At 70.5% G+C, this 22,386-nt stretch carries 21 protein-coding genes, 1 tRNA gene and 1 pseudogene; 9 read left to right on the top strand and 14 right to left on the bottom strand.

The annotated features are described in order from the left end of the window. Positions 1-123: 123 nt before the first annotated feature. Entirely contained in the window at positions 124-1,668 is a 1,545-nt protein-coding gene (locus tag ACFY3J_RS18480; RefSeq protein ID WP_390841273.1) for an MFS transporter, read from the bottom strand. 62 nt (positions 1,669-1,730) lie between these two features. On the opposite strand from ACFY3J_RS18480, the gene ACFY3J_RS18475 reads away from it, so the two are divergent. After that, positions 1,731-2,729 (top strand): helix-turn-helix transcriptional regulator, encoded by a 999-nt coding sequence (locus tag ACFY3J_RS18475; RefSeq protein ID WP_384178895.1) that lies wholly within the window; start codon positions 1,731-1,733, stop codon positions 2,727-2,729. Between the two features lie 396 nt (positions 2,730-3,125). Here the strand turns inward: ACFY3J_RS18475 and ACFY3J_RS18470 are convergent, their stop codons facing one another. Together ACFY3J_RS18470 and ACFY3J_RS18465 are read right to left on the bottom strand one after the other, a co-directional pair. Further along, a complete protein-coding gene (locus ACFY3J_RS18470) occupies positions 3,126-4,124 on the bottom strand; it encodes an RNA polymerase sigma factor RpoD/SigA (RefSeq protein ID WP_384178893.1) in 999 nt (332 codons plus the stop codon). A gap of 436 nt (positions 4,125-4,560) precedes the next feature. Next, positions 4,561-5,352, bottom strand: coding sequence for a dioxygenase (locus ACFY3J_RS18465; RefSeq protein WP_384178891.1), 792 nt, complete (start codon positions 5,350-5,352; stop codon positions 4,561-4,563). A gap of 101 nt (positions 5,353-5,453) precedes the next feature. Between ACFY3J_RS18465 and ACFY3J_RS18460 the strand changes: the two genes are divergently transcribed. After that, positions 5,454-5,987 (top strand): MarR family winged helix-turn-helix transcriptional regulator, encoded by a 534-nt coding sequence (locus ACFY3J_RS18460; protein WP_384178889.1) that lies wholly within the window; start codon positions 5,454-5,456, stop codon positions 5,985-5,987. 141 nt (positions 5,988-6,128) lie between these two features. Here the strand turns inward: ACFY3J_RS18460 and ACFY3J_RS18455 are convergent, their stop codons facing one another. Continuing rightward, complete coding sequence (locus ACFY3J_RS18455) at positions 6,129-7,676, bottom strand: MFS transporter (RefSeq protein WP_384178887.1); 1,548 nt, start codon at positions 7,674-7,676, stop codon at positions 6,129-6,131. Between the two features lie 245 nt (positions 7,677-7,921). Next, positions 7,922-8,575, bottom strand: coding sequence for a TetR/AcrR family transcriptional regulator (locus tag ACFY3J_RS18450; protein WP_384178885.1), 654 nt, complete (start codon positions 8,573-8,575; stop codon positions 7,922-7,924). Between the two features lie 397 nt (positions 8,576-8,972). On the opposite strand from ACFY3J_RS18450, the gene ACFY3J_RS18445 reads away from it, so the two are divergent. From ACFY3J_RS18445 to ACFY3J_RS18435, 3 genes are all read left to right on the top strand, one after another. After that, positions 8,973-10,262, top strand: coding sequence for a M6 family metalloprotease domain-containing protein (locus ACFY3J_RS18445; protein ID WP_390841272.1), 1,290 nt, complete (start codon positions 8,973-8,975; stop codon positions 10,260-10,262). A 346-nt stretch (positions 10,263-10,608) separates the two neighbouring features. Next, entirely contained in the window at positions 10,609-12,108 is a 1,500-nt protein-coding gene (locus ACFY3J_RS18440) for an IclR family transcriptional regulator C-terminal domain-containing protein (RefSeq protein WP_390841329.1), read from the top strand. 55 nt (positions 12,109-12,163) lie between these two features. Further along, a tRNA-Arg gene (locus ACFY3J_RS18435) sits at positions 12,164-12,239 on the top strand. A 67-nt stretch (positions 12,240-12,306) separates the two neighbouring features. Here the strand turns inward: ACFY3J_RS18435 and ACFY3J_RS18430 are convergent. From ACFY3J_RS18430 to ACFY3J_RS18415, 4 genes are all read right to left on the bottom strand, one after another. Then, entirely contained in the window at positions 12,307-13,455 is a 1,149-nt protein-coding gene (locus tag ACFY3J_RS18430; protein WP_390841271.1) for a tyrosine-type recombinase/integrase, read from the bottom strand. Beyond that, positions 13,455-13,655, bottom strand: coding sequence for a helix-turn-helix domain-containing protein (locus ACFY3J_RS18425; protein WP_390841270.1), 201 nt, complete (start codon positions 13,653-13,655; stop codon positions 13,455-13,457). The genes ACFY3J_RS18430 and ACFY3J_RS18425 overlap by 1 nt, the downstream gene beginning before the upstream one ends. 426 nt (positions 13,656-14,081) lie before the next feature. Next, the gene (locus tag ACFY3J_RS18420; protein WP_390841269.1) at positions 14,082-15,554 is read right to left on the bottom strand and encodes an ATP-binding protein; all 1,473 of its coding nucleotides are present in this window, start codon (positions 15,552-15,554) and stop codon (positions 14,082-14,084) included. Between the two features lie 2 nt (positions 15,555-15,556). Next, complete coding sequence (locus ACFY3J_RS18415) at positions 15,557-16,417, bottom strand: bifunctional DNA primase/polymerase (protein WP_390841268.1); 861 nt, start codon at positions 16,415-16,417, stop codon at positions 15,557-15,559. Positions 16,418-16,624: 207 nt separating this feature from the next. On the opposite strand from ACFY3J_RS18415, the gene ACFY3J_RS18410 reads away from it, so the two are divergent. From ACFY3J_RS18410 to ACFY3J_RS18400, 3 genes are read left to right on the top strand one after another with little or no spacing between them, the layout of a single operon-like run. Next, entirely contained in the window at positions 16,625-16,972 is a 348-nt protein-coding gene (locus ACFY3J_RS18410; RefSeq protein WP_390841267.1) for a hypothetical protein, read from the top strand. Next, entirely contained in the window at positions 16,969-17,328 is a 360-nt protein-coding gene (locus tag ACFY3J_RS18405) for a hypothetical protein (protein WP_390841266.1), read from the top strand. Before ACFY3J_RS18410 ends, ACFY3J_RS18405 begins: the two co-directional genes overlap by 4 nt. Next, positions 17,325-17,630, top strand: a complete 306-nt coding sequence (locus ACFY3J_RS18400) for a hypothetical protein (RefSeq protein WP_390841265.1) — start codon at positions 17,325-17,327, stop codon at positions 17,628-17,630. The genes ACFY3J_RS18405 and ACFY3J_RS18400 overlap by 4 nt, the downstream gene beginning before the upstream one ends. Here the strand turns inward: ACFY3J_RS18400 and ACFY3J_RS18395 are convergent. Further along, entirely contained in the window at positions 17,627-18,094 is a 468-nt protein-coding gene (locus tag ACFY3J_RS18395; RefSeq protein ID WP_390841264.1) for a hypothetical protein, read from the bottom strand. The genes ACFY3J_RS18400 and ACFY3J_RS18395 overlap by 4 nt on opposite strands. A gap of 204 nt (positions 18,095-18,298) precedes the next feature. Further along, positions 18,299-20,416, bottom strand: coding sequence for an ATP-binding protein (locus tag ACFY3J_RS18390; RefSeq protein ID WP_390841263.1), 2,118 nt, complete (start codon positions 20,414-20,416; stop codon positions 18,299-18,301). A 190-nt stretch (positions 20,417-20,606) separates the two neighbouring features. On the opposite strand from ACFY3J_RS18390, the gene ACFY3J_RS18385 reads away from it, so the two are divergent. Then, positions 20,607-20,825, top strand: coding sequence for a hypothetical protein (locus tag ACFY3J_RS18385; RefSeq protein ID WP_390841262.1), 219 nt, complete (start codon positions 20,607-20,609; stop codon positions 20,823-20,825). 50 nt (positions 20,826-20,875) lie between these two features. On the opposite strand, the gene ACFY3J_RS18380 is transcribed toward ACFY3J_RS18385, so the two are convergent. The 3 genes and pseudogenes from ACFY3J_RS18380 to ACFY3J_RS18370 form a co-directional block, all read right to left on the bottom strand. Further along, the gene (locus ACFY3J_RS18380) at positions 20,876-21,193 is read right to left on the bottom strand and encodes a hypothetical protein (RefSeq protein WP_390841261.1); all 318 of its coding nucleotides are present in this window, start codon (positions 21,191-21,193) and stop codon (positions 20,876-20,878) included. Position 21,194: 1 nt separating this feature from the next. Further along, positions 21,195-21,542 (bottom strand): RRQRL motif-containing zinc-binding protein, encoded by a 348-nt coding sequence (locus ACFY3J_RS18375; RefSeq protein ID WP_390841260.1) that lies wholly within the window; start codon positions 21,540-21,542, stop codon positions 21,195-21,197. Continuing rightward, positions 21,542-22,294: pseudogene (locus ACFY3J_RS18370) on the bottom strand (conjugal transfer protein); the annotation flags it as partial. The gene ACFY3J_RS18375 and the pseudogene ACFY3J_RS18370, both read right to left, overlap by 1 nt. Between the last annotated feature and the right edge of the window lie 92 nt (positions 22,295-22,386).

The raw sequence follows: 22,386 nt of genomic DNA, 5'->3' as shown, positions 1-22,386 counted from the left end.
CCAGGAAGTAAACAGGTTCGGGCATCAGACCGGGCATGAACGGACTTCCGGTTGTGTCCGGGTACGCCGATGGGGCCCGGCACCGCTCGGGTGCCGGGCCCCATTGGCCCTCTTTCGCGCAGGTCAGCCCACCAGCTCGCCCGACCGCGGCGTCACCACGGCCGGCTCCCCGGCCTCCTCCGCCCCGGCCTCCTCGGCGTCCTCCGCCTGCCGGCCCGGTCGCTTGGGCAGGGCCGACATCAGCACGAAGATGACGCCCAGCACCGCCGCCACCCACACCAGCGCGTGCTGGAAGGCGTTGACGAAGGCCGGGCCCACCTCGGCCGGGGCCAGGCGGTCGCCGATGACCCCGAAGAACACCACCGACACCAGGCCGAGTCCCAGCGCGTTGCCCATCTGCTGCACGGTGTTGATCAGCCCGGACGCCGAACCCGCGTGCTCACGCGGGACCTCCGAGAGCACCGCGTCGGTCAGCGGCGCCACGATCAGGCCCATGCCCACGCCCATCACGACCAGCGGGAGCGCCATCTGCCAGGGGGCGATGTGCAGGCCGTACCGCTCGGACTCCCAGATGTAGAGCAGGACACCGGCCGCCATCACCAGCGCACCGGCCTGGAGCACCTTGCGGCCGAAGCGCGGGACCAGCTTCTGCACCGACATCCCGGCCGCGGTGGACACGGCGATCGAGAACGGTACGCCCGTCAGGCCCGCCCGCAGCGGGCTCCAGCCCAGGCCGACCTGCATGTACAGCGTCCAGACCAGGAAGAACACGCCCAGCGCGACACCGAAGACGGTCTGCACCGCGATGCCCGCGGCGAAGCTCTTCACCCGGAACAACGACAGTTCGATGAGCGGCGAGCCGTCCCGCGCCGCCTTGCTCCGCTCGTAGGCCACCAGCGCCGCGAAGACCACCAGCGCGCCCGTCATCGAGACGTACCCCCACAGCGGCCAGCCCAGCTCGCGGCCCCGGGTCAGCGGGTAGAGCAGCATCAGCAGGCCCAGGGTGACCAGGGCGACCCCGACGAGGTCCAGCTTCAGGGCCCGAGGGGCCTTGGACTCGCTGATGAAACGGTTGCCGAGGACGAGGGCCAGGACGCCGACGGGCAGGTTGATCAGGAAGATCGGCCGCCATTCCAGCCCGAACAGGTTCCACTCGGTGAGCAACGCGCCGAGCAGCGGGCCGGAGACCGCGCCCAGGCCGACGATCGCGCCGAACAGGCCGAAGACCTTGCCGCGTTCGTGCGCCGGGAAGGTGGCGTGCACGATCGAGAGCACCTGCGGGACCATCATCGCGGCCATGGCGCCTTGCAGGAGACGGGCGGCGACCAGCATGTCGGGGTTCGCGGCGAAGCCGCACAGCGCGGAGGCGAGGGTGAAGCCGCCGATGCCGAGGAGGAACAGCCGCTTGCGGCCGTGGATGTCGCCGAGCCGGCCGCCGGTGATCAGACCGGCCGCGAAGGCGAGGGCGTACCCGGCGGTGATCCACTGGATCTGGCTGAAGGACGCGCCGGCGTCCTGCTGGATGGACGGAATCGCGATGTTGACGATCGTGACGTCCACGAGGTCCATGAAGGCCGCGGTCATCACGATCGCCAGCGCGAACCAGCGACGGCGGTCGGCGGTCGAGACCGGGTCCGGGCTGTCGGCAAGGGTTTCGGTGGAGGACATGACGCCAAACTAGGCAGGCATTAGGTCAGGTCGTGTCCTACTTCTGCGGCATTCTCGGATTCATGACGACGGACACTCCGGCCCGGCTCCTCCAGTTGCTCTCCCTCCTCCAGACGCCCCGGGAGTGGCCCGGCGGTGAACTCGCCGACCGGCTCGGGGTGTCCCGGCGCACGGTCCGGCGGGACATCGACCGGCTGCGTGAGCTCGGCTATCCGGTGCAGGCGACCAAGGGGGCCGACGGCGGCTACCGGCTGGTCGCGGGGAAGGCCATGCCGCCCCTCGTCCTCGACGACGAGGAGGCGGTGGCGATCGCGGTCGGGCTGCGCGCGGGGGCCGGGCACGCGATCGAGGGCGTCGACGAGGCGTCGGTACGGGCGCTGGCGAAGCTGGAACAGGTGCTGCCGACCCGGCTGCGGCACCGCGTCTCCACACTTCAGGCCGCGACGACTCCACTGACCAGCGGCGACGGGGCGAGCGTCGCGACGGAGACGCTCACGGTCATGGCCTCCGCGGTGGCGGGGTACGAGCGGCTGCGGTTCGCCTACCGGGCCGGCGACGGGGCCGTGTCGCGGCGGCTGACGGAGCCGTACCGGCTGGTGTCGACCGGCCGGCGCTGGTACCTCGTGGCGTACGACCTGGATCGCGCGGACTGGCGGACGTTCCGCGTCGACCGGGTGAGCGAGCCCTTCGCCACCGGTGCGCGGTTCGCTCCGCGGGAGCTGCCGACCGGGAGCGCGGCCGAGTACCTCCGGCAGTCGATGTACCGCAGGCAGGAGACCTACACGTTCACGGTGACCTTCGCCGATCCGGCCGAGGTGGTCGCGGCGCGGCTGCCCGGGTGGCTCGGCGCACCGGAGCCGCTCGACACGGGCGGCTGCCGGCTGCGGGCCACGGTCGGCGACCGGGTGGAGTGGCTCGCGGTGCGGCTGGCGATGCTGGGTTGCGAGTTCACGGTGAAGGAGCCCGATGAACTCGTGCAGTGCGTACGGCGGTTGGGGGCACGGCTGACGCGGGCCGGCGGGGGCGGCGGTCTCTCTCCGGCTCGTGCCCCGGGCGACTGAAGTGGAGCCGGGCTCCGGCGCCTCGGGGGGAGAGGCGCCGGAGCCCGGCTCTGGGAAAGTCCCGGCGCCGGGGGGAGTGCGTCGGGACTTGGCTCTGGACGTCAGTGCGTTCCGCCGAAGCGGCCTGGAGCCGGTCCGGTCCGAAACCCGTCCGGCGGTCGAACTCCTGGACTCTGAAGGGTTGTTCCCGTGCCCCCGCCGCTTGAAGCGGCGGTACACGGCCATGTTTGCGCGGCCTTTCGCCCCCGGGCGTACGCGGTCGCCCGGTGCACCGGCAGCCTCACGCGCCCGGTCTGCCCGGTCTCACCACGCCCCGGCCGGGGCGGACGTCCTCCGGGACGGGCATCCGTGCGCGCCCCTGGACGTTCCCCTGGCCGGATCCCGTTCGGAACGGCCTCACGCCGCCGCGTCGAACCCGGTGTCGCGGGCCAGCTTCTTCAGCTCCAGCAACGCGTGCTTCTCGATCTGGCGGATGCGTTCACGCGTCAGGCCGTGCTCCTTGCCGACCTCGGTGAGCGTACGCTCGCGGCCGTCCTCTATGCCGTACCGCATCTTGATGATCGAGGCCGTGCGCTGGTCGAGGCGGCCGATGAGGTCGTCGAGCCCCTCGCTGCGCAGCAGCGTCATGACCGACTGCTCGGGCGACACCGCGGAGGTGTCCTCCAGGAGGTCACCGAACTGGGTCTCGCCCTCGTCGTCCACCGACATGTTCAGCGAGACCGGGTCACGGGCCCAGTCGAGGACGTCCGAGACGCGCTCGGGCGTCGAGCCGAGCTCCTCGGCGATCTCCGCGGGCTCCGGGTCGCGGCCGTGCTCCCGGTTGAACTCGCGCTGGACGCGGCGGATGCGGCCCAGTTCCTCCACGAGGTGGACGGGCAGCCGGATGGTGCGCGACTGGTCCGCTATCGAGCGCGTGATCGCCTGGCGGATCCACCAGGTGGCGTACGTCGAGAACTTGAAGCCCTTGCGGTAGTCGAACTTCTCCACCGCGCGCACCAGGCCGGCGTTGCCCTCCTGGATCAGGTCCAGCAGGGGCAGGCCACTGCGCGGGTAGCGCCGGGCGACCGCCACGACCAGGCGCAGGTTGGAGCGGATGAAGACGTCCTTCGCCCGCTCCCCCTGGGCGATCAGGGCCCGGAGCTCCTCGTCGGTGGCGTCCGTCTTCGTCTCCTCGTGCCGGTCGAGGATCTGCCGCGCGAACACACCCGCTTCGATGATCTGGGACAGCTCGACCTCCTTGGCGGCGTCGAGCAGCGGTGTACGCGCGATCTCGTCGAGATACATGCCGACCAGGTCGCGATCGGCGATCTCGCCGCCATGGGCGCGAACACTGCTTGCCGCGTCGGCCGTCTCGCCGGTGGCGGACTTACGACGGGCGACGGCACGGGTTGCCATGCGTGCTCCCTTGCGATGGTGGGTCAGCGGGCGGTCCTTCAGATGCTCGGCACCTACTTCGGAACTCTCCTCGGGTGCCCGGCATCCGATGGAAACAACGACTGGAATCCGGACAGAATTCCCAACCCGCCCCCCAATTTTCTGATCATGCAGTACCCTGTTTCGCCGCAGCCGCCGAACGTCGCCGCTGACGGTTACGGAACCGCAGGTCAGAGCGGCACCGAGGGCCTCCCGGGCCCTTCACGGACCCCGCCGTTCGCCCCGCGTGTGAGACTCCGCTCACACCAATGGCGCCACTTCGGGAAGAGCGTCCCCTTCGACCGCCTTCCACCCTGATTGACGAATCGCACCGGCGGAAGGTTGCCGCAAACCCGGACTCTCGGGAAATTCCAAGACTCTCCACACCCTCGTCTTACGCAGCGGGGGCGCACATGTCTCAGCCGAACTGCACCGACCGCTTGGCCAGGCCCATCCAGAAGCCGTCGATCACGGACTTCTGCGTGCCCAGCTCACCGCCCGCCTCCGCCGCACCCATGGTCACGAACAGCGGGGCGAAGTGCTCGGTGCGGGGGTGGGCGTACCGGCCGGCCGGGGCCTTGTCGAGGAAGTCCAGCAGGGCGTCCCAGTCGCGGGTCTCCAGGGCGCGCCTGCCCCAGTCGTCGAACTCCGCGGACCAGCTCGGCACCCCGCCCCCGGTGTGCCGCAGGGCGGCCAGGTTGTGGGTGAAGAAGCCGGAGCCGACGATCAGCACACCCTCGTCGCGCAGCGGCGCCAGCCTGCGGCCGATGTCCATGAGCCTGACCGGGTCCAGGGTCGGCATGGAGACCTGGAGCACGGGGATGTCGGCCTCGGGGAACATCTCGACGAGCGGTACGTAGGCGCCGTGGTCGAGGCCGCGGTCCGGGACGTCCTGCACGGGCGTTCCGGGCGCGCGCAGCAACTTCCGCACGCTCTCGGCGAGTTCGGGTGCGCCGGGGGCTTCGTACCGCACCCGGTAGTAGTGCTCGGGGAAGCCCCAGAAGTCGTAGACCAACGGGACCGTCTCGATGGCGCCGAGGGCCAGCGGGGCCTCCTCCCAGTGCGCGGAGACGACGAGGATCGCCTTCGGGCGGGGCAGCTCGGCGGACCAGGCGGCGAGCTGGCCGGGCCAGACCGGGTCGTCCGCGAGCGGCGGGGCACCGTGGCTGAGGTAGAGGGCGGGCATGCGCTCACGGGCGGCGGCGGACATGGTGGCGACTCCCTGCGACTCGATGCTTGAAAGCTAAAGCTCTGTCTACACATTACGCCCGGTTTGTTTAACCTTCAAGGAGTAGCTCGTACAGTGGACGTATGAACACGGCACCCGCTTCCGCCCCCGCGCCCGCCCCCGCCGAGGCCGATGCCCACCGCTGGCTCACCGCCGAGGAGCAGCGCGTCTGGCGTTCCTACCGGCACGCCACCACCTTGCTCGAGGACCACCTCGACCGCCAGCTCCAGCGCGACGCGGGCATGCCGCACATCTACTACGGCCTCCTCGTCAAGCTCGGCGAGGCCCCGCAGCACCGGCTGCGGATGACCGAGCTGGCCATGGACGCCAAGATCACCCGCTCCCGCCTCTCCCACGCGATCGCCCGCCTGGAGAAGAACGGCTGGGTGCGCCGCGAGGACTGCCCCTCCGACAAGCGGGGACAGTTCGCCGTCCTGACCGAACAGGGCCTTCAGGTGCTGCGCCGCACCGCGCCGGGCCATGTGACCGCCGTACGCCAGGCACTGTTCGACCGTCTCACCCCGGAACAGCAGCAGTCCCTCGGCGAGATCATGCAGATCGTCGCCGAGGGACTCCAGCCGAACGAAGCGGGTGCGGACCTGCCCTGGCTCCGCTGAGGTACGTACGGCCCGGGGGCTGAGGTACGTAAGGCCCGCGGGCTGAAGTACGTACGGCCTCGGGGCAGCTGAAGTGCGTACCGCCCGGTGGGCGCCTCAACAGGGTCCGAGCGGGCGCCTCAGTGGGTGATTCAGTGGCGATCAGTGGGCGATGACCGGCACCGCCACCTCGTCCTCGGCCCCCGCGCCGGAACCGGACCCGGTCACCTTGGTACCGCCCGGACGCCCCGCGTCGACGAGGATCAGGGCGATCACGGCGGCCACGACCAGGATGCCGACGGCGAACCAGATGGCGCTGGTGTAGCCGTTCACCATGGCCTGCAACTGCACCAGCTGCCGCTGGGGCCTGGTGGCGGCACCCGCGATGTGGTCCTGGATGTACGAGGTCGTGGCCGAGGCCGCGATCGTGTTCAGCAGGGCCGTACCGATGGCGCCACCCACCTGCTGCGAGGTGTTGACCATCGCGGAGGCGACGCCCGCGTCCCGCGGCTGGACACCCTGCGTGGCCAGGGACATCGCCGGCATGAACGCCGTACCCATGCCGAGGCCCAGCAGCAGCATCGCGGGCAGCAGCAGTGCGGCGTAGGAGGAACCGAGCTCCAGCTGGGTCAGCAGCAGCATGCCTATGGCGGCGACCAGGAAGCCGGGGCCCATCAGCAGCCGCGGTGCCACGCGGGTCATCAGGCGGGTGCCGATCTGGGTGGAGCCGGTGATCATGCCCGCGACCATCGGGAGGAAGGCGAATCCGGTCCGCACCGGCGTGTACCCCCGCACGACCTGGAGGTAGTACGTGAGGAAGAGGAACAGGCCGAACATCCCGATGACCGCGAGGCCCAGCGACAGGTAGATCCCGCCGCGGTTGCGGTCGGTGACCACGCGCAGCGGCAGCAGCGGGGCCTTCACCCGCGACTCGACCAGCGCGAAGGCCACCAGCAGGACGGCGGACGCGACGAACATCGAGACGGTCAGGGTGTCGCTCCAGCCCTCGGACTCGGCGCGGGTGAAGCCGTACACCAGGGCGACCAGGCCGAGGGTGGACAGCACCACGCCCGGGACGTCGAGCGGGGAGCGGTTGCGGCCGCCGGCCGGCTCACGGATGACGAAGTAGGCGCCGGCCGCGGCGACGACGGCGAACGGGATGTTCACGAAGAACGTCCAGCGCCAGTCCAGGTACTCGGTGAGGAATCCGCCCAGGATCAGGCCGACGGCGCCACCGCCACCGGCGATCGCCCCGTAGATGCCGAACGCCTTGGCGCGCTCCTTGGCGTCGGTGAACGTCACCGCGAGCAGGGAGAGCGCGGCGGGCGCGAGCAGTGCGCCGAAGACACCCTGCAGTGCGCGGGCGCCGAACATCATCGCGCCGGTCGTGGCCGCGCCGCCGAGTGCGGAGGCCACCGCGAAGCCGGTCAGACCGGTCACGAAGGCGCGCTTGCGGCCCCACAGGTCGGCGATCCGGCCGCCGAAGAGCAGCAGCCCGCCGAAGGCGAGGGCGTAGGCCGTGACGACCCACTGCCGGTTGCCGTCGGAGATGCCCAGGTCCTGCTGGGCGGAGGGGAGGGCGATGTTCACGATGGTCGCGTCCAGCACGACCATCAGCTGGGCGAGCGCGATGAAGACGAGCGCCTTCCAGCGGCCCGGGTCGCCGGACGTGTCCGGGACGCCGGAAGCCTTTGCGGCTGTTTCAGACATGGGGGTACCCACTTCGGAACTTCGTGACGGAAAAGGACGGGAAAGTGCGAGAAAGAGCAGGAAAGGACGGGAGAAGGCGAGGAAAGACGAGGAAAGACGGAAAAAGCGGTGTCGGAAGACCGCAGCCGACCGTCACGGCCGGCCCGGGGCTCGGTTTCGGATGATGAGTTCGGTTGGCGGGGCGACGGCCGGCCGTCACGCGCTGACGGCCGGCATACGGTTCCGGGCCGATCGCTCCCGGCTGGTCAGGCCCGGCGGAGGTCCTCCAGGGTCGCGGTCGCACCCGGCAGGGCGGATCGGGCCGGGGCCCGCAGCCCGTCCAGGAACAGTTGCAGATGGCGGTGCACGAAGCGGTCGATGCTGCCGCAGCCGGCGCCGGCCGGCGGCCGGGAGAGCTGGGCCACGGCGACCATCACATCGCCGACGCCCACGTCCGGGCGCAGTTGCCCGGCCTCCTTGGCACGGTCCATGACCTCCTCGATGAGGTGCTCGACCCTTGTGCGGGCGGCTTCCATGTCGGGGTGGTGCTGGTCGAAGGTGCTGGAGATCATCGGGCACAGAGCGCTGATCCGCTCGTCGGCGGAGGCGTGCACGAAGTGCTCCAGGGCGTCGAAGGCGTCGCCCGTCTCGGCGAGCGCCCGCTCGGCCGCCCGCGCCGTACGGTCCATGACGGAGCAGACGACCTCGCGCACGAGGGCGTCGCGGTCGGGGAAGTTGCGGTACAGCGTGGCGTTGCCGACGCCGGCCCGGCGGGCGATCTCGTCGAGCGGCACCTCGGGGCCGTGCTCGACGAACATCTCGCGGGCGGCCGTGACGATCCGCTCCCGGTTGCGCAGGGCGTCGGCGCGAGGCCGGGTCGCCTTGCGCAGCTCGGGGTTCGCGGTCGTCGCGGCCTTCACGTCGTACTCCTCAAGTCGGTCGGTCGGTCAGTCGGGCGAGCGGCCGGCCAGTCGGCCCGTCGGTCAGTCGGGCGGTCAATCGGCCAATCGGTCAGCCGGCCCACCGGTCGGACGGTCGGCCCGGGTCGGCGAGTCGGGCGGCGGGGCGATCCGGGGAGCGAGTCCCCGTTTCGCTCGGACACATGACCAAACGGGGAAGAGGTCCCCGGTTATTTCCCGACCGCCGCGAGTTTTTCCGTGACCTGAGTCACATCCACCTGGAGGCACGCATTCCCACGACCGGGCGGCCCGTCCCACGACCGGACCGCTCCAGCGAGCGCCGAACGCCCCAGCGACACAGGGTGATCCCAAGGGTGCAGCCGGGAACCGGTGGCTGCCCGGCGCGAAAGGTGAACGCATGCAGGTGCAGCCGCCCCGCCGCCGTAAAGGCCCGATACCCAAGCGCCGTGCGGTCGCCCTGGGCTCCGTCACGGCGCTGATCCTCGCGGTCGGCACCTCTGCGGGTACCGGGCACCTCACGGAGGGCGGCACGGCGACCGGAACCGGAACGGCTGCGCTCTCCCCCGCCCTGGTCCCCTGCATGATCAGCGGAGCCTCTTCCGTCCAGATGTCGGAGGGCGTGCCCACCACCGGCGGCTATGCCCGCTCCCTCGGCACCGTCCACGCCCTGACCCTGATGATCGACTTCTCCGACGCGCCCGGCGAGGACGATGCGCTCGACCGCTTCCACGAGTTCTTCCCACAGACCCAGGAGTGGTTCCGCACCGCCTCCTACGGCCGCCTCGACTACCGCGCGGAGACCCCGATCACCCGGTGGCTGCGCATGCCGAAACCGTTCAAGGACTACGGCCTGGAGCGCGGCGCCCCGTTCGACCCGGGCTACCGCCAACTGATCAAGGACATAGTCAAGGCCGCCGGACCGACGGTGAACTTCCGGGACTACGACCTGATCAACATCCTCATGACCCCGAACGCGGGCCCCTCCGCACTGGACACGGTCCTCTCGGTGACCTTCGCCGGCAACTCGGACGCGCCCGTCGCCAACGGCGTCGCCATAGCCAACGTCTCCTTCATCTACTCCCGCCAGGACGACGGCTCCGGCTCGTACGAGAACACCGGCTTCCGCGTCCTGCCCCACGAGAACGGCCACGTCTTCGGGCTGCCCGACCTCTACACCCAGGAAGGCGGGACGGCGGTCGGCCACTGGGACATCATGAGCGAGGACTGGGGCGCCAACAACGACCTGCTCGGCTGGCACAAGTGGAAGCTGGGCTGGCTGGACGCCTCCCAGGTGAGCTGCGCGTCCAAGAAGGGGTCCGCCGAGTACACCCTCACCCCGCTGGGCCGGGCGGGCGGCCACAAACTGGTCTTCGTCCCTCTCGACGGACGGACCGGCTACGCCCTCGAACTGCGCACCCGCGCGGGCAACGACGAGGAGGTGTGCCGGCCGGGCATCCTGGTCTACAAGGTCGACGCCGAAGTCGACACCGGGCAGGGCCCGATCAAGGTCCACGACGCCCACCCCAACTCCGGCGGCTGCACCCGCAGCCCCAACGTCGAGGCGGAACTCTCCGACGCGCCCTTCGCGCCGGGCGAGTCCTTCAAGGACCCCAAGGCACACCTCCACGTCGACGTGATCTCGGCCGACCGCGCGGGGAACTACCGGGTGCGGGTCACTCGGCAGTGACGCGTGGCCCCCTGCGGAAGCGCACGGGCACCGAGGCGGTGGGTGAGATGGAGGGAGAACGGGGGGGTGGGGGTGAGACGGGGTGAGACGGGGTGAGTGACGCGGACGAACTCGCGAACGGACTACCGTAGGCCTGCTGCGACCGCCGCCGTACCGGAGAGCCGAACCGATGCCCGCGAACACCACGACGGATCCGGAGGCCCACGGGGCCGCCGGCGCCGACGCCCGCACCGGGCACTCCACCCCCACGGCAAGCGCGCACCCGGCCGCACCCGCCGCCGCACCTGCCGCACCTGCCGCACCCGCCGCCGTACCTGCGGCCCCCGCCGAGGCGGTCACCCCGCTGATGCGGGGCGTAGCGGTGCTGCGGCAGCTGACGCTGGCCGGGGGCGTGCTGAGCCCCAGCGCCCTGGAGCGCGCGACGGGCCTCGCCCGCTCGACGGTGGACCGCATCACGGCGACGCTCTCCCGGATGGGATACGTCCGCCTCGACGGCAGGGACGTCGTCCTCACCCCTCGCATGATGGAACTGGGCAACGCCTACCTGGCCGCCCTGCGCCTGCCGGCCCTGCTCGGCGCACGCGCCGACGCGCTCGCCGACGAACTGGACGAGTCGGTGTCCCTGGCGGTCGGCGACCGGGACGGCATCCGCTTCATCCACCAGGCGACCCGCCGCCGCGCGATGTCCCTGAGCTTCCGCATCGGCGACCTGCTCCCGGCCGAACGCACCGCGCCGGGCGCGCTGTTCGCCACGGAGTGGACGGACGAGGACTGGTGCCGCTGGCACGAGCGCCGCTCGGCCGACCCGGAGGACCGCAACTTCCCGGCGGTACCGCCACGTTCCCCGGGGCCGGACGACTTCGAGGAACGAACCGCTCAAGCCGGCCGGGAGGACTGGTCGTTGGACGACCAGCTGATCGAACCGGGCCTGGTCGCGGTCTCCGTGCCGGTACGGGACCCCGCCGACGGCCGGATCGCGTGCGTGGCGAGCGTGGTGAGCCACACCAGCCGCCACTCGGCACGTGACCTGCGCACGACGCTGCTGCCCCGGCTGCGGGACACGGTCGCGGCCATGGAACGGGACCTGCGCGAGGCCGCACCCCCGGCGCCCGCCCCGCCACCGTCGGGCCTGGCGACCTGGACGGCCGCCTCGAAACAGGAACTGGGCCGCGACTTCGTCGAATCCCTGGCCCGCGGACTGACGGTCCTGACGGCCTTCGACGAGGGCCGGACCGCCCTGACCCTGACGGAGGTGGCCAAGGCCACGGGCCTGGCCAGGGCGACGGCGCGCAGGGCGCTGATCACCTACGAGCACCTGGGCCTGGTGAGCCAGTCCCGGGACACCCGTACGTTCACCCTCACCCCCCGGGTCCTGTCCCTGGGCTTCCCGCCCCTCTCCCGTGCCTCCCTGTCCGGGATCGCCCAGCCGCACCTGGAGGACCTGGCGGCCCACGTGCACGAGACGACGTCACTCGCCGTGCTGACGCCGTCCGGCGAGGAGATCCAGTACACGGCGCGTGCCACCACGAGCCGCATCATGAGCGTCGACATCACGGTGGGCGCCCGCCTCCCGGCCCGCGCGACGTCCCTGGGCCGAGCCCTCCTGGCAGGCCACGGCTACGCCCTGGTCGACGAGGAACTGGAACAGGGCGTGCGCTCGATCGCCGTCCCCGTCCGCGACCGCGCGGGCAGAGCGGTCGCCGCGATGAACATCGCCCTGCACGCGGCCCGCCACAGCCGCGAGGAGTGCGTCGAGGACCTCCTCCCCGCCCTGCTCCGAACCGCCCACCACCTGGAAGAAGACCTCCACGTGGCCTCCCGTTTCACCCGTGTCGCCCTGACCTGACTCCCCACCGCCCCAATCCGGTACGCTGACGCCTGTGGCCCACACGCCACGATCCGCCTTCGTAGCTCAGGGGATAGAGCACCGCTCTCCTAAAGCGGGTGTCGCAGGTTCGAATCCTGCCGGGGGCACCAGGGAAAACGGCCCGGACCGATCATGGTCCGGGCTGTTTTGACGGCACCATTTGACGGCAGTTGCTTCTCAGGCGGCCGGTCGGCGGCGCCTGAGCAGGCGGTCCATGTGGCTGATCGCCTCCCGCTGGGTGTCGTGCACGACGTGTGTGTACACGTCCATCGTGATGCTGATCTGGCTGTGTCCGAGGATCTCCATGATGACGCGCGGCGCGACGCCGGCCGCCGTCAGCAGCGTGGCGCAACCGTGCCGGGCATCGTGCAGCCGGACCACCCGCAGCCCGGCCTCGGAGGCCACCCTCGTGAACGACCGGTAGACGTTCCGAGGCTCCACCGGCCGACCGTTCCTCGTGGCGAACACGTAACTCTGCTCTGCCCAGACGACTCCGGTCCGCGCGAACACTTCCCGCTGCCGTAGCCGGTGCCAGCGAAGCGGCGCGATGCACAACGCGGGCATCGGGACCACCCGCTTACGGCGGCTCTTGGGGTCGTCGTCGTACAGCGTGCCGCGCCGGCGCTGCGTCTGCTGACGCACGTGCAGTACCCGGTTGTCCAAGTCGATGTCCGACCAGCGCAGCCCTACCAACTCCCCACGCCGCAAGCCCATGGCAATGGCCAGGACGAACGCGGCGTACAGCGGGTCTCGCCGTGCAGCCTCGAGGAAGGCCAGCGTCTCCTCCAGGGACCAGGGACTAATTTCACGCTGCTTCACCCGGGGTGGCTCCACAAGCGATGCGACGTTGCGCGTGATGAGTTCCTCGCGCACAGCTGCCGTGAGTGCGGTGCGGAGCACACGGTGCGCTTCTTTGGCGGTGGCGGCCGTGTGGGTGTTCTGCATGCGGGTGATGAACCGGCGTACGTCGGCGACGCTCAATGACTCCAGCCGCTTGGTTCCGAGCAGGGGCACGAGGTAGAGCCGCACATGCGTCTCGTACTTGTCGTACGTGCTGAGCTTCCGGCGCGGCTCGACGTAGTGCGCGAGCCAGTACGGCAGCCACTCGGAGAGCTTGGCGGACCGGGTGGGGGTCGGGATGCCCTGGCGGTCCCGTCGCACCAGTTCTTGGCGTTTGGTGTCGCACTCCTGCCACGTGGCGCCGTAGACCGTCTTGCGCTTGCGGGTGCCGTCGGGCTGCGGGACGTAGACGCGCGCCTCGTAGCGGCCATCCTTGCGTTGCCAGATGCTCCCTGCGCCGTTGGGGTTCCTCTTTCGGGGTGCCATTAGGCCGCGTTCTCCTCAAGTCGGTGGTGCATGTAGTTGCGGACCGCGTCCACCGGGATGCGGCGGGCGCGGCCGGATGTGTAGCTCGGGAGCTGCTTGGAACGGATGAGGTCGTAGACCTTGCTGCGGCTGAGCCGAAGCGCGGTCATGACCTCCGGGACAGTGAGCGCTTGAGGCTCGGTGGGAACGGGGGTGAGCACGTCGGAACCTCCGGGCGCGGGGCTGTCTGTCCGAGGTGGGGATTTCTGCGTCACCCGCGTCATCTGCGTCATTCAGGCGTTTGACCTGCGGCTTTCGGGTGACGCAGAGGATCGGGGGTTCGGTCATCGGTGACGCAGGCTGTCCGTCATCGGTGACGCAGGTGACGCGGGGTGACGCACGCTTCGCCGTCCTGCGTCACCGCTGTATGCGCAGGTCACGGGGCGTTTTCCGGCCCTTGGTGACGCAGGTGACGCAGCGTTTTCTACTTAGGAAAAAGGAGGTGGTGTCTGTGGTGGTGCAGTGCGGCTCAGAGCGTGAGGAAGGAGCCGCTGCGCGGCGCGTCCGGTGCAGGGCGGCGCTGCCGCCGAACAGCAAGAGGAGCACGCGCGGCGGTGGTGCTCCTCTTGCTTGTAGGGCAGTGCCGGTCAGAGCGTCTGCTGCTCGTGCGAAGGCGCGGAGGATGCGCGGGTCATCTCGATGTAGCGGCCCTCCTTGGTGCGGCCCGAGTCGATGAGGACGCCCCGGGCGGCGAGGGTGGGTTGTAGGCGCTTGAGACGGTCGGAGAGGACCTTGCCGGTGGTGGGCCAGCCCTTGGGCAGGGGGCGGAGGTCCTCGCCGGTGTAGAGGCGGGTGAGGCAGTGCAGCCACTCCGTGGACGTCATCCGCTGTCCCGCGCCCGGTTCGATGTCTGCGGCGTGCCGGAGAACGGTCTGCGCCAGCAGGTCGCCCTCGATCACGTCGTCGTTGAGGTCGTCCAGGCTGGCCCGGTAGGCGGTGAGTGCTCCGAAACCGGTGGCCGCGTCGAGCTGCGCGCACAGGTGCGCGAAGTCCGCCATGCGCAGATCGGTGGGCGTCTCCGCTTCAACCGCGCGAACCTTGACCGTGAGGTCCAGGAGAGAGCCGAGGACGATGGGCAGAACCTCCGCGTACTCCGTCCACAGTTCCGCCTCGGTGCGCCGGACGCGGGGCCGCTCCAGTCGCAGCGGCAGGAGCCGTTCTGCGAGGTCGGGCCGGATGACTCCCACGTCGATGCCGGTCAGGAGCAGGGGGCGGCGGTAGCGGGCGCGGACCACGTCCCCGTCGGTGTAGAGAGCGCGTTTGACGTTCTCGGCGCCGGTGACGATGCAGCACATCGCGTCGGACAGGTCCGGGGTCATGTGAGAGAGATTGTCCAGGGCGGTGACCCAGCCAGCCGCCACCGCCGCGATCAGGTTCTCCTCGTCCTTCGGTGCCCGGCGCAGGTCGCCGGTCATGCCTTCGATGATCCTGACGAGCATGCGTCCGCCGGTGGACTTGCCGGCGCCCTGGGGGCCGGTGAGGAAGGGGGCGGGGACGGGCACGGACGGTCCGAGGCAGCCGACCAACCAGGCGATGGCCAGGCACTCGGTCTCCGCGGTGGCGAAGTTGCACAGCCTCAGCAGGAGGTCGATGCCCTTGCCGTCGGTGTCCTTGACGGGCAGGGGGAGTTCGCCGGTGAGCTGGGTGCGCCGCCAGCACACCTCCCGCGGGTCGGGGATGGCGATGTCCCAGCCGGTGGGGTGGATACGGACGGACTGCCCGTCGCTGCGGCCCAGGTCCAGCCAGGTCGCCCCGTCGAACCCCGGGGCGACGCGGATGTGGACGGGCTGCACGTCCTCGGTCAGCGCGAGCGCTTCGATCAAGTCCAACGCCTCCTTGAGCGCGGTCCCGTTGAACACGCCCAGCCCGTCCCTGAACAGCCCGACCATGAGTTCCTGCCGGTGGCTGCCCGAAGTGCCCTGCGAGCGGATCGGACGCGCCACGGGGTGGCCGTTCCTCTGGGCGAACACGGTTCCGTCGGCGGTGCGGAAGTACTGGAAGTGCGCCTGCGCGTAGTCGGCGATGACCTCGCGGGCCGGGGTCTTCTCGTCGTCAGACATGGCTACAGTCCCAACCGTGTACGGGCGTTGGCCCACGCGTCGGTGCAGTGACGGGGCGATTCGCCCTTGGCCTGCGCGGCGGCGAACAGCCGCGCGATGTGGGTGCCGGTGAGGCAGCCGCACCGGCCGTGGGTGGACAGCACGGCGAGGAACGTGCGGTAGACGGTGGTGTGGATCGCGCCGCAGGCTTCGGTGATGCGCTGCTCGGCCATGGTGATGCCACGGTCCAGGTAGGCGGGCGTGCGGTGACGGCACTCCTCGTCCCCGGCCCGTGCGGGCACGGTGATGGCCTGCGGCGCCGGTCGGACCGTGGAGGGTTCCTTCACGGCCAGCGCGCGCACGGCGTCCGGCAGATCGGACATGGTGCCGGTTCCGGGACCGAGCCACCGCGCGTAAGCCATCGTGGACTTGATGTCGACGCCCTCACGAACGGCGTTCATGGACCGCATGGCGCCTCGGTAGATCCAGTGTTCTCCGCGCGTGGTGGCCACGGTCTGGGTGGACGGCAGGGTTCGGCCTGCCCAGGCGACTGCGGCCGGGGTGTCGAGGTCGACGACGGTGAGGTCGGCGCCGCCGGGGTGGTAGGCCACCGCCGCCGCTTCCCGCCACGCCCGCGCCCACGTTGACGAGTTGATGGCGTGCGGGTCGGTGGTGGCGGCGGCCCAGCCGTGGCAGGGCGCCGGGCAGGCGCAGGGGCCGGGGGTCTTCATGTTCGGCCGGCCACCGCACGCGTTGTCGGCGCAGCGGCGGCAGTTGCCGAACGGCACCTTCCCAGCTCGTAACGGCAGCACGGGCACGCCGGAGGCTGCCAGGGAGAGAGCGGTATGCAGGTGCTCTCCCCGAATGTCGGTCGGTTGGGTCATGCTGGGAGACCTCCAACAGGTCTGTTGTGGATTGGTTGGACAAGGGCGGCCCCGTTTCATTGGCGTGAGTGGGGGCCGCCCTTGGCGTTGCTGGGACTATCCGGCCGATCAGGAGCGTCGTGGGCACGGAAGCGCGTGGACGCGGGGTGCGCCGGGTGTCATGCTCACGGCAGCGTCCGGCGCGGGTCCGACGCGCAGGGAGGGACCATGGAGCTCTATCTCGCCGTACCTCTTGTTCTGGTGGCGTTGCTCGTTGCCGCCATGGGCGTGGCGGCGGTTACCCGTGGCTGGGTGCCCCCCTGGAACCGGCGTCAAGTTCGCCGCGTTCGCCTCTACGGCCGGGGTCAGTTGATCCTTGCTGTCGCCCTGTGCTTGCAGGCATTCAGGCTGGTGACCAGCAATCCCGCCATCCGGTCGTTGGGGGCCCTGTTCGGCAGCGGGCTTCTGCTGGCCGGCATCTTCGTGACAAGGGCGAGCTTTCGCGCGGGTGGTAATCGACAGGGCAGCGGCACGGTGTCGTCGGGCGTGGGTCCGGCGCGCAGGGAGAGACCATGAAGGTCTACATGGCCGTACCAGGTGTTCTGATCGCGTTGCTCTTCGCCGCCTCCGGCGTAGCGGGGATTGCGCGTGGCTGGGTGCCCCCCAGGCTCCCCACGAACCGGCGGCCGGTCCACCGCCCTCGCCTCTATGGCTGGGGCCAGTTGGTATATGCCTTCGGCATGTTCTGGTATGTGGTGTTCTGGCTGGTGCTCACTGACCCCGGCATTCGGCCGTGGGGGGCCCTGTTCAGCGGTGCGCTTGGGCTGACCGGCATCACCCTGATGATGATGGGCCAGTACAGGGGTCGTAATCGGCAGGGCGGCGGCACGGTGTCGTCGGGCGTGGGTTCGGCGCGCAGGGAGGGACCATGAGGCTCTATCTCGTCATACCTTCTGTTCTGGTGGCGTCGCTCTTCGTGGCCTCGGGTGTAGCGGCGATTACCCGTGGTTGGGTGCCCCCCTGGAACCGGCGTTCGGTCCGCCGCGTTCGCGTCTACGGCTGGGGGCAGTTGGTGGTTGCCTTCGCCCTGTGCCTGCAGGGGGTCTTGGTGCTGGTGAGCAGCGACACCGACATCCGGCTCCTGTCCTTCGGCCCGCTTATGCTGACCGGCATCATCGTGATGATGGTGGGCCAGTACACGGGTCGTAATCGGCAGGGCAGCGGCACGCGCTAGCCGTGGAAGTGGTTGCGCTTGATCACGGCCCGGCGGATGTTCACGGTGGTGCCGCCCTTACGGCCGCTGGCGGTGAACACCTGGACGGCGATCCAGCCGCCGAAGATGACGGCGGCGAGGATGATGAGCTGGGTGATGAGCGCGGTCAGTGCGGCGATGAACGTGGTGAGCAGCAGCAGGCCGCCGCAGATGGCGAGGAATCCGACGCCTCCGAGGGCGACGTTCACCGCGGCGCGGGAGACGGCCGGCTTCGCGGCGACCGGTTCGGGCTTGGCCGGCTCGATGGCGTAGCCGGTGACGACCCGCCCGTCGGGCAGGACCACGCTCGCCACCGCCGGGACGTGGCCCGGCTGGACGGGGACGAGGGGCGCCGCGATCGGGACGGCGGCCGGCGGTATGGGGGTGGGGTGGTGGACTTCCACGGCCCGTACGGCGGGGGCGTGGCCGGTGGTGTCGGGGTACATGCGGAATCCCTTCCGGTGCTGGGTGAGGGAGGCGGAACCACCCCCTTGTGGGGTGGCTGTGGAGGGGTGTTTCAGGGGTCTGACCTGCGTGCCTCCCTGACTCCCTGAACGATCATTTGTGCTGGTCAGGGCCAGGGAGGCGAGTCAGGGAGGCGTTCAGGGAGTTCTCCCTGCCTCCCTGACCCGGACGGGGTTGCCTCCCTGTCATTCGGAGGCGGAAGCGGAACCGTCCTCGCCCCGGTTGGCGAGGGCGCGGGCGACGCGGTCGCGGCCGACGACCATGCGGCCGTCGGACTTGTACGGCTCCGCGCCGGCGTCCTCCAGCACGCGCTTGAGGTCGCCGGGCGTCCACCGGCCGTAGGCGTCGGCGTTGAGCGCGGACAACCGCTTGAGCACGTCCGCGGTGAGCACGCGCGGCGCGTCCCCGAGCACGGCGAAGATGTCGGCGAGCGGGTCGCGTTCCTCGCCCCGCTCGATGACGCGCAGGGTGGTCACCCCGTCCCGCAGTGCCTTGGCCCGCGCCGCGATCTCGGTCGCGGTGTCGGTGTCGATGTAGTGGGTGCGGACGGTGATGGACGCCTGGCCGGCCGGGATGGCGATGCCGTCGGAGGCGACGACGACCGTGCCCTTGTCCAGACCGGGGCGCAGCAGGTTCGGGGCGGCGCCGCCGTCGACGGCCTTGTCTCCCAGCGCCATGCGGGCCTGCGACTCCGTCCCGAGGGCGAGGGAGGCGCGGGTATGGGCACCCTCGCGCACGAGCTTGGGAAGGTTCTGGTCGGTGGGGTCCTGCGTGCCCTGCCACAGCAGCACGTTCACCGCACGGCCCTGGTTGTGAATCTTCCTCGCGGCAGTGAAGTACCGGCTCGTGGCCTTGCTGCCGCCGTACGGGCGCTTGTCCTCATCCTTGGCCGGGCACATGAACGCCACCTGCGCTTCGTCCACCAGCAGGATCAGCGGCGGCAAGTTGGCGCCGTCGGGCGCCTGCAAGCGGCGCTCCATCTCCGCCACGCCGCCTTCGAGCATCTCGGTGGCCTCGATGACGTGGTCATCGGTCGGGCCCTGGATCAGGACCGAGGCCAGGCCGATGAACATGGCCCAGTCGCCAGCACCCTTCAGGTCCGCGATGCGGAACTCGACCGTGCGGTCCAGGGCGAGCCACAGGGCGAGCGCCCGCAGGGCGGCGGTCTTGCCCTGGTTGGACAGGCCCGTGATAAGCAGGTGCCGCTGATACAGGCTCAGCGCGGCAGCGTCCCCGCGCAGGTCCTGTCCCCAGGGGGCGCGGCCCTTGGTGTAGTCGGCGGTCAGGGTGTCGTCTGTGGCCAGCGGGGACGGGCCGATCGGCTCGTCCAGCGCCCCCGAGTCGGCGATCCACAGCCGCACGGTGCGGGCGGCTTCCGGGAGGGTGCTGAACACCTCGTGCTCGTGTCGGGTCAGGTTCTCCGCGAGCTTGCGGCGCCGGTTCTGCACCTCGTTCGTGGACACTCCGGAGGGGAGGGTGACGTCGACTTCGACGCCGCATCCGGCGATGCGGATGGGTCCGAGCATGGAGGCGCCGGCGTCGCCCATCTCCTTGATGGCGTTGCGCAGTGCAGGGACGCCGAGGTCGCGCAGGGCCTTGACCACGATAGACGGGGTGATGGGTTCCCCTGCCGTGTCGCGGACGGTTGCGGGGAGTGCCCATTGGGGTGCGGCTTGCTGGCGGCTGCCGACGGCCCACAGGGCGAGCAGGGCGAGGAACGGGCCGATCGAGATGAGCGGCCCCCACACCACCTGAACGATCGTGATCAGCAGGCGGATGAACTCCACTACCGCCATCAGCGGGGTGACGACGTCGGTGGCGTCCTTGTTGGCGATGGCGAGAACGACTCCGAGGGCGACCAGGGAGCCGATGCCCATGCCGGTGCCGACCAGCACGCCCTTGGCCGCGTCCATCGGCGAGTGGAGCAGGTCCATGCGGCGGCGGTGCCGGGCCTCGCGGAAGCGCTGCCCGCGCTCCTCCCACTCGGCTGCGGCCTCGTAGTTCCCGGCCGCCTCCGCCGCGCGCAGCATGCGCTCATAGCGGGCGGCGGTCCGGCCGTCCCACGTGCGACGGGCCACGATCCGGGCGCCCCCGAACGCGTAGAGGCCGTGTCGGGCGGCGCCGCGCGCGGCGGCCCTGGTCGTCTCGTGTGTGACCACCGTGCGGATGGCGCGGCCCGATCGGACCCACAGCGGCACGACCGGGGCGGCCGGCTGCTCGGGGACGACGGTCAGGGCCGGGCGGGTGTCGACGGAGGCGGGCGGGTCGGTGTGCTTGTGCAGGTGAACGACGTTGCCGCTCATGAGGGAAACGCTCCTGACTGCCCCGGGCCGGGGCGAAGCTGAAGGGGAGGCGGCGGGCCGGCCGAGCATGGCGCGGCGTTCATTGAGGTAGCGGACCCGTAGTCAAGATCGGGTGCAGCTGACAGGATCTGGCCATCGAGCGCTGGGAGACGCACAGATGAACCATCGGGATCGCGAGATAGCGCGAGCTGTGGCGCGCTACCTGGCGCAGTGGTTGTCCGGCGTCGTTGCCGTCGGTGCCTTGGCGCTGTTGGGCGTGATCGGGGTGATGAGCGGTCCTGAGGACTTCGTGTTCCACCTCAAGGAAGGCAGACTTTCGCCTCTCGTCATGATCTTCACTGGATCGGTGTTGGCGTGGCTATGGCTCCTTGTGGCAGGAGCGCGATCACGACGACATGACGAGTGGTGAACGCTGGATCTCTGTGGTCAGCAAGGTGATCGCGTTCGTTTACATATAAGTCACCACCATCCGGAGGACTTCTTGGCGGACTTGGCGGCGGCGGCCTCGGTGACGATGCGCTGCCGCTCGGTCTGCAAGGCGGTGATCTCCGCGATCAGCCGGCTCTCAGCGCTGCTCCACGCGGACTCAAGGCGGCGGTCGGCACGATCGGTGCCACGGCCGCGCAGGACCCCGTAGGAGCCGCCGGCCATGGCCGCGAGGATCGCGCGCCGTTCGCGGCTGTCCAGCGGCCACATCTCCCGCTCGCGGACCGCCTCCAACTTGCGGTTGGTCTTCTGGATCTCGCGGTCCAGGCGGCGGGTGTCGGGCTTGCCCATGTCAGGTACTCCTCGGGGATGCAGAGTGGTCGGGGTAGGCGCAGGGAACGCACGTGCCGAGCGAGCCGGGGATGACGTATCCGGCGTCGCGTCGGCACTCGGGGCAGGTGCGGCGGGCGGCGTTGGCCTTGGCCAGCGCCGCCCGCTTCGCGTCCGTCATGGGCCGCACCGGCTTGGCCAGGTCGACCCGGTAGAGGTAGGCGACCAGCGGTCCACGGCGGCGGCGCGGCCGTTCGAGCTGAGCGGCCACGCCCTGACCGCCGGGCCGCAGACCGCGGGCCCGGAGTTGGCGGCGGGTGGCGTAGCCGTCCGGGGCGAGACGCCACCGGAACACCGGCAGCGCGCCCATCAGATGGCCGGTGTGGTGGCCCGCTCGGCGAGCAGGGCGTCACGTAGCTTGCGGGCGTTGGCCGGTGAGGTGCGGATCGCGCGGCGGATGCCCTCGGCGGTCACCTTCGCGTCCGGCAGGGCGGCCGTGGCCGTGCGTGCCTCGGCGAGCAACTGATCCGGGGTGCGCCTCGGTCGGGGCGATCGGGCGGCCTCGGGAAGCCGACCGGTCGCCCGGCGCGGCGGGGTCGATTCCGCCGGAACCGACCGCCGCACCGCCCGCTCGATCGGGCCGGGGATGGCGGGCATCGGCTTCAGCGGGGGAATCGACTTGCCCAGGTCGACCGCGACGGGATCCGGCACGGTCAGCCGGGTCAACTGCACGACCGGCTGAGGGGTCGATTCGAGCAGGTCAGCCATAGACCGTTTCCTTGCGGTCTCAGTCGATTCCTCCATATTCGTGACCGGTGCGTGATCGGGGGTGGTGGTGCCGAACATCGACGCGAGCGCGGCATCCGCGCCGGCGGTAACGCGGTCGCGCTGGACGTCCAGCAGCCTCGATCCCAGCGCCACATCCCCCACGCCGACTTTGCGGGCCAGGCGCCATGACTTGCGCTCGGACCACTTCTTGACCCGGTCGCTCGGATGGTGAGTGGCACGGGCCCGGTGGTAGGCCAGCGCCTGCACCAGATCGGCCGTACGGCGCTCGTTGTCCGCGTCGCGGCCGTCGAGGTGGACCACGATCCGCCGGGCCAGGAACGCCATACCCTCAGCTTGAAATTAAACCTTCGGTGATCGTTCGGGGATCGAGTGGTTCACCCACATGGGAATCTGCCGGACATGACGACGACCTCCCTTTCACGCTG

It is taken from the genome of Streptomyces sp. NPDC001231 (assembly GCF_042896885.1).
Classification (GTDB): Bacteria; Actinomycetota; Actinomycetes; order Streptomycetales; family Streptomycetaceae; genus Streptomyces.
Note: the sequence above shows the minus strand (reverse complement) of the source record. Positions and strands in the feature narration are given on the sequence as shown.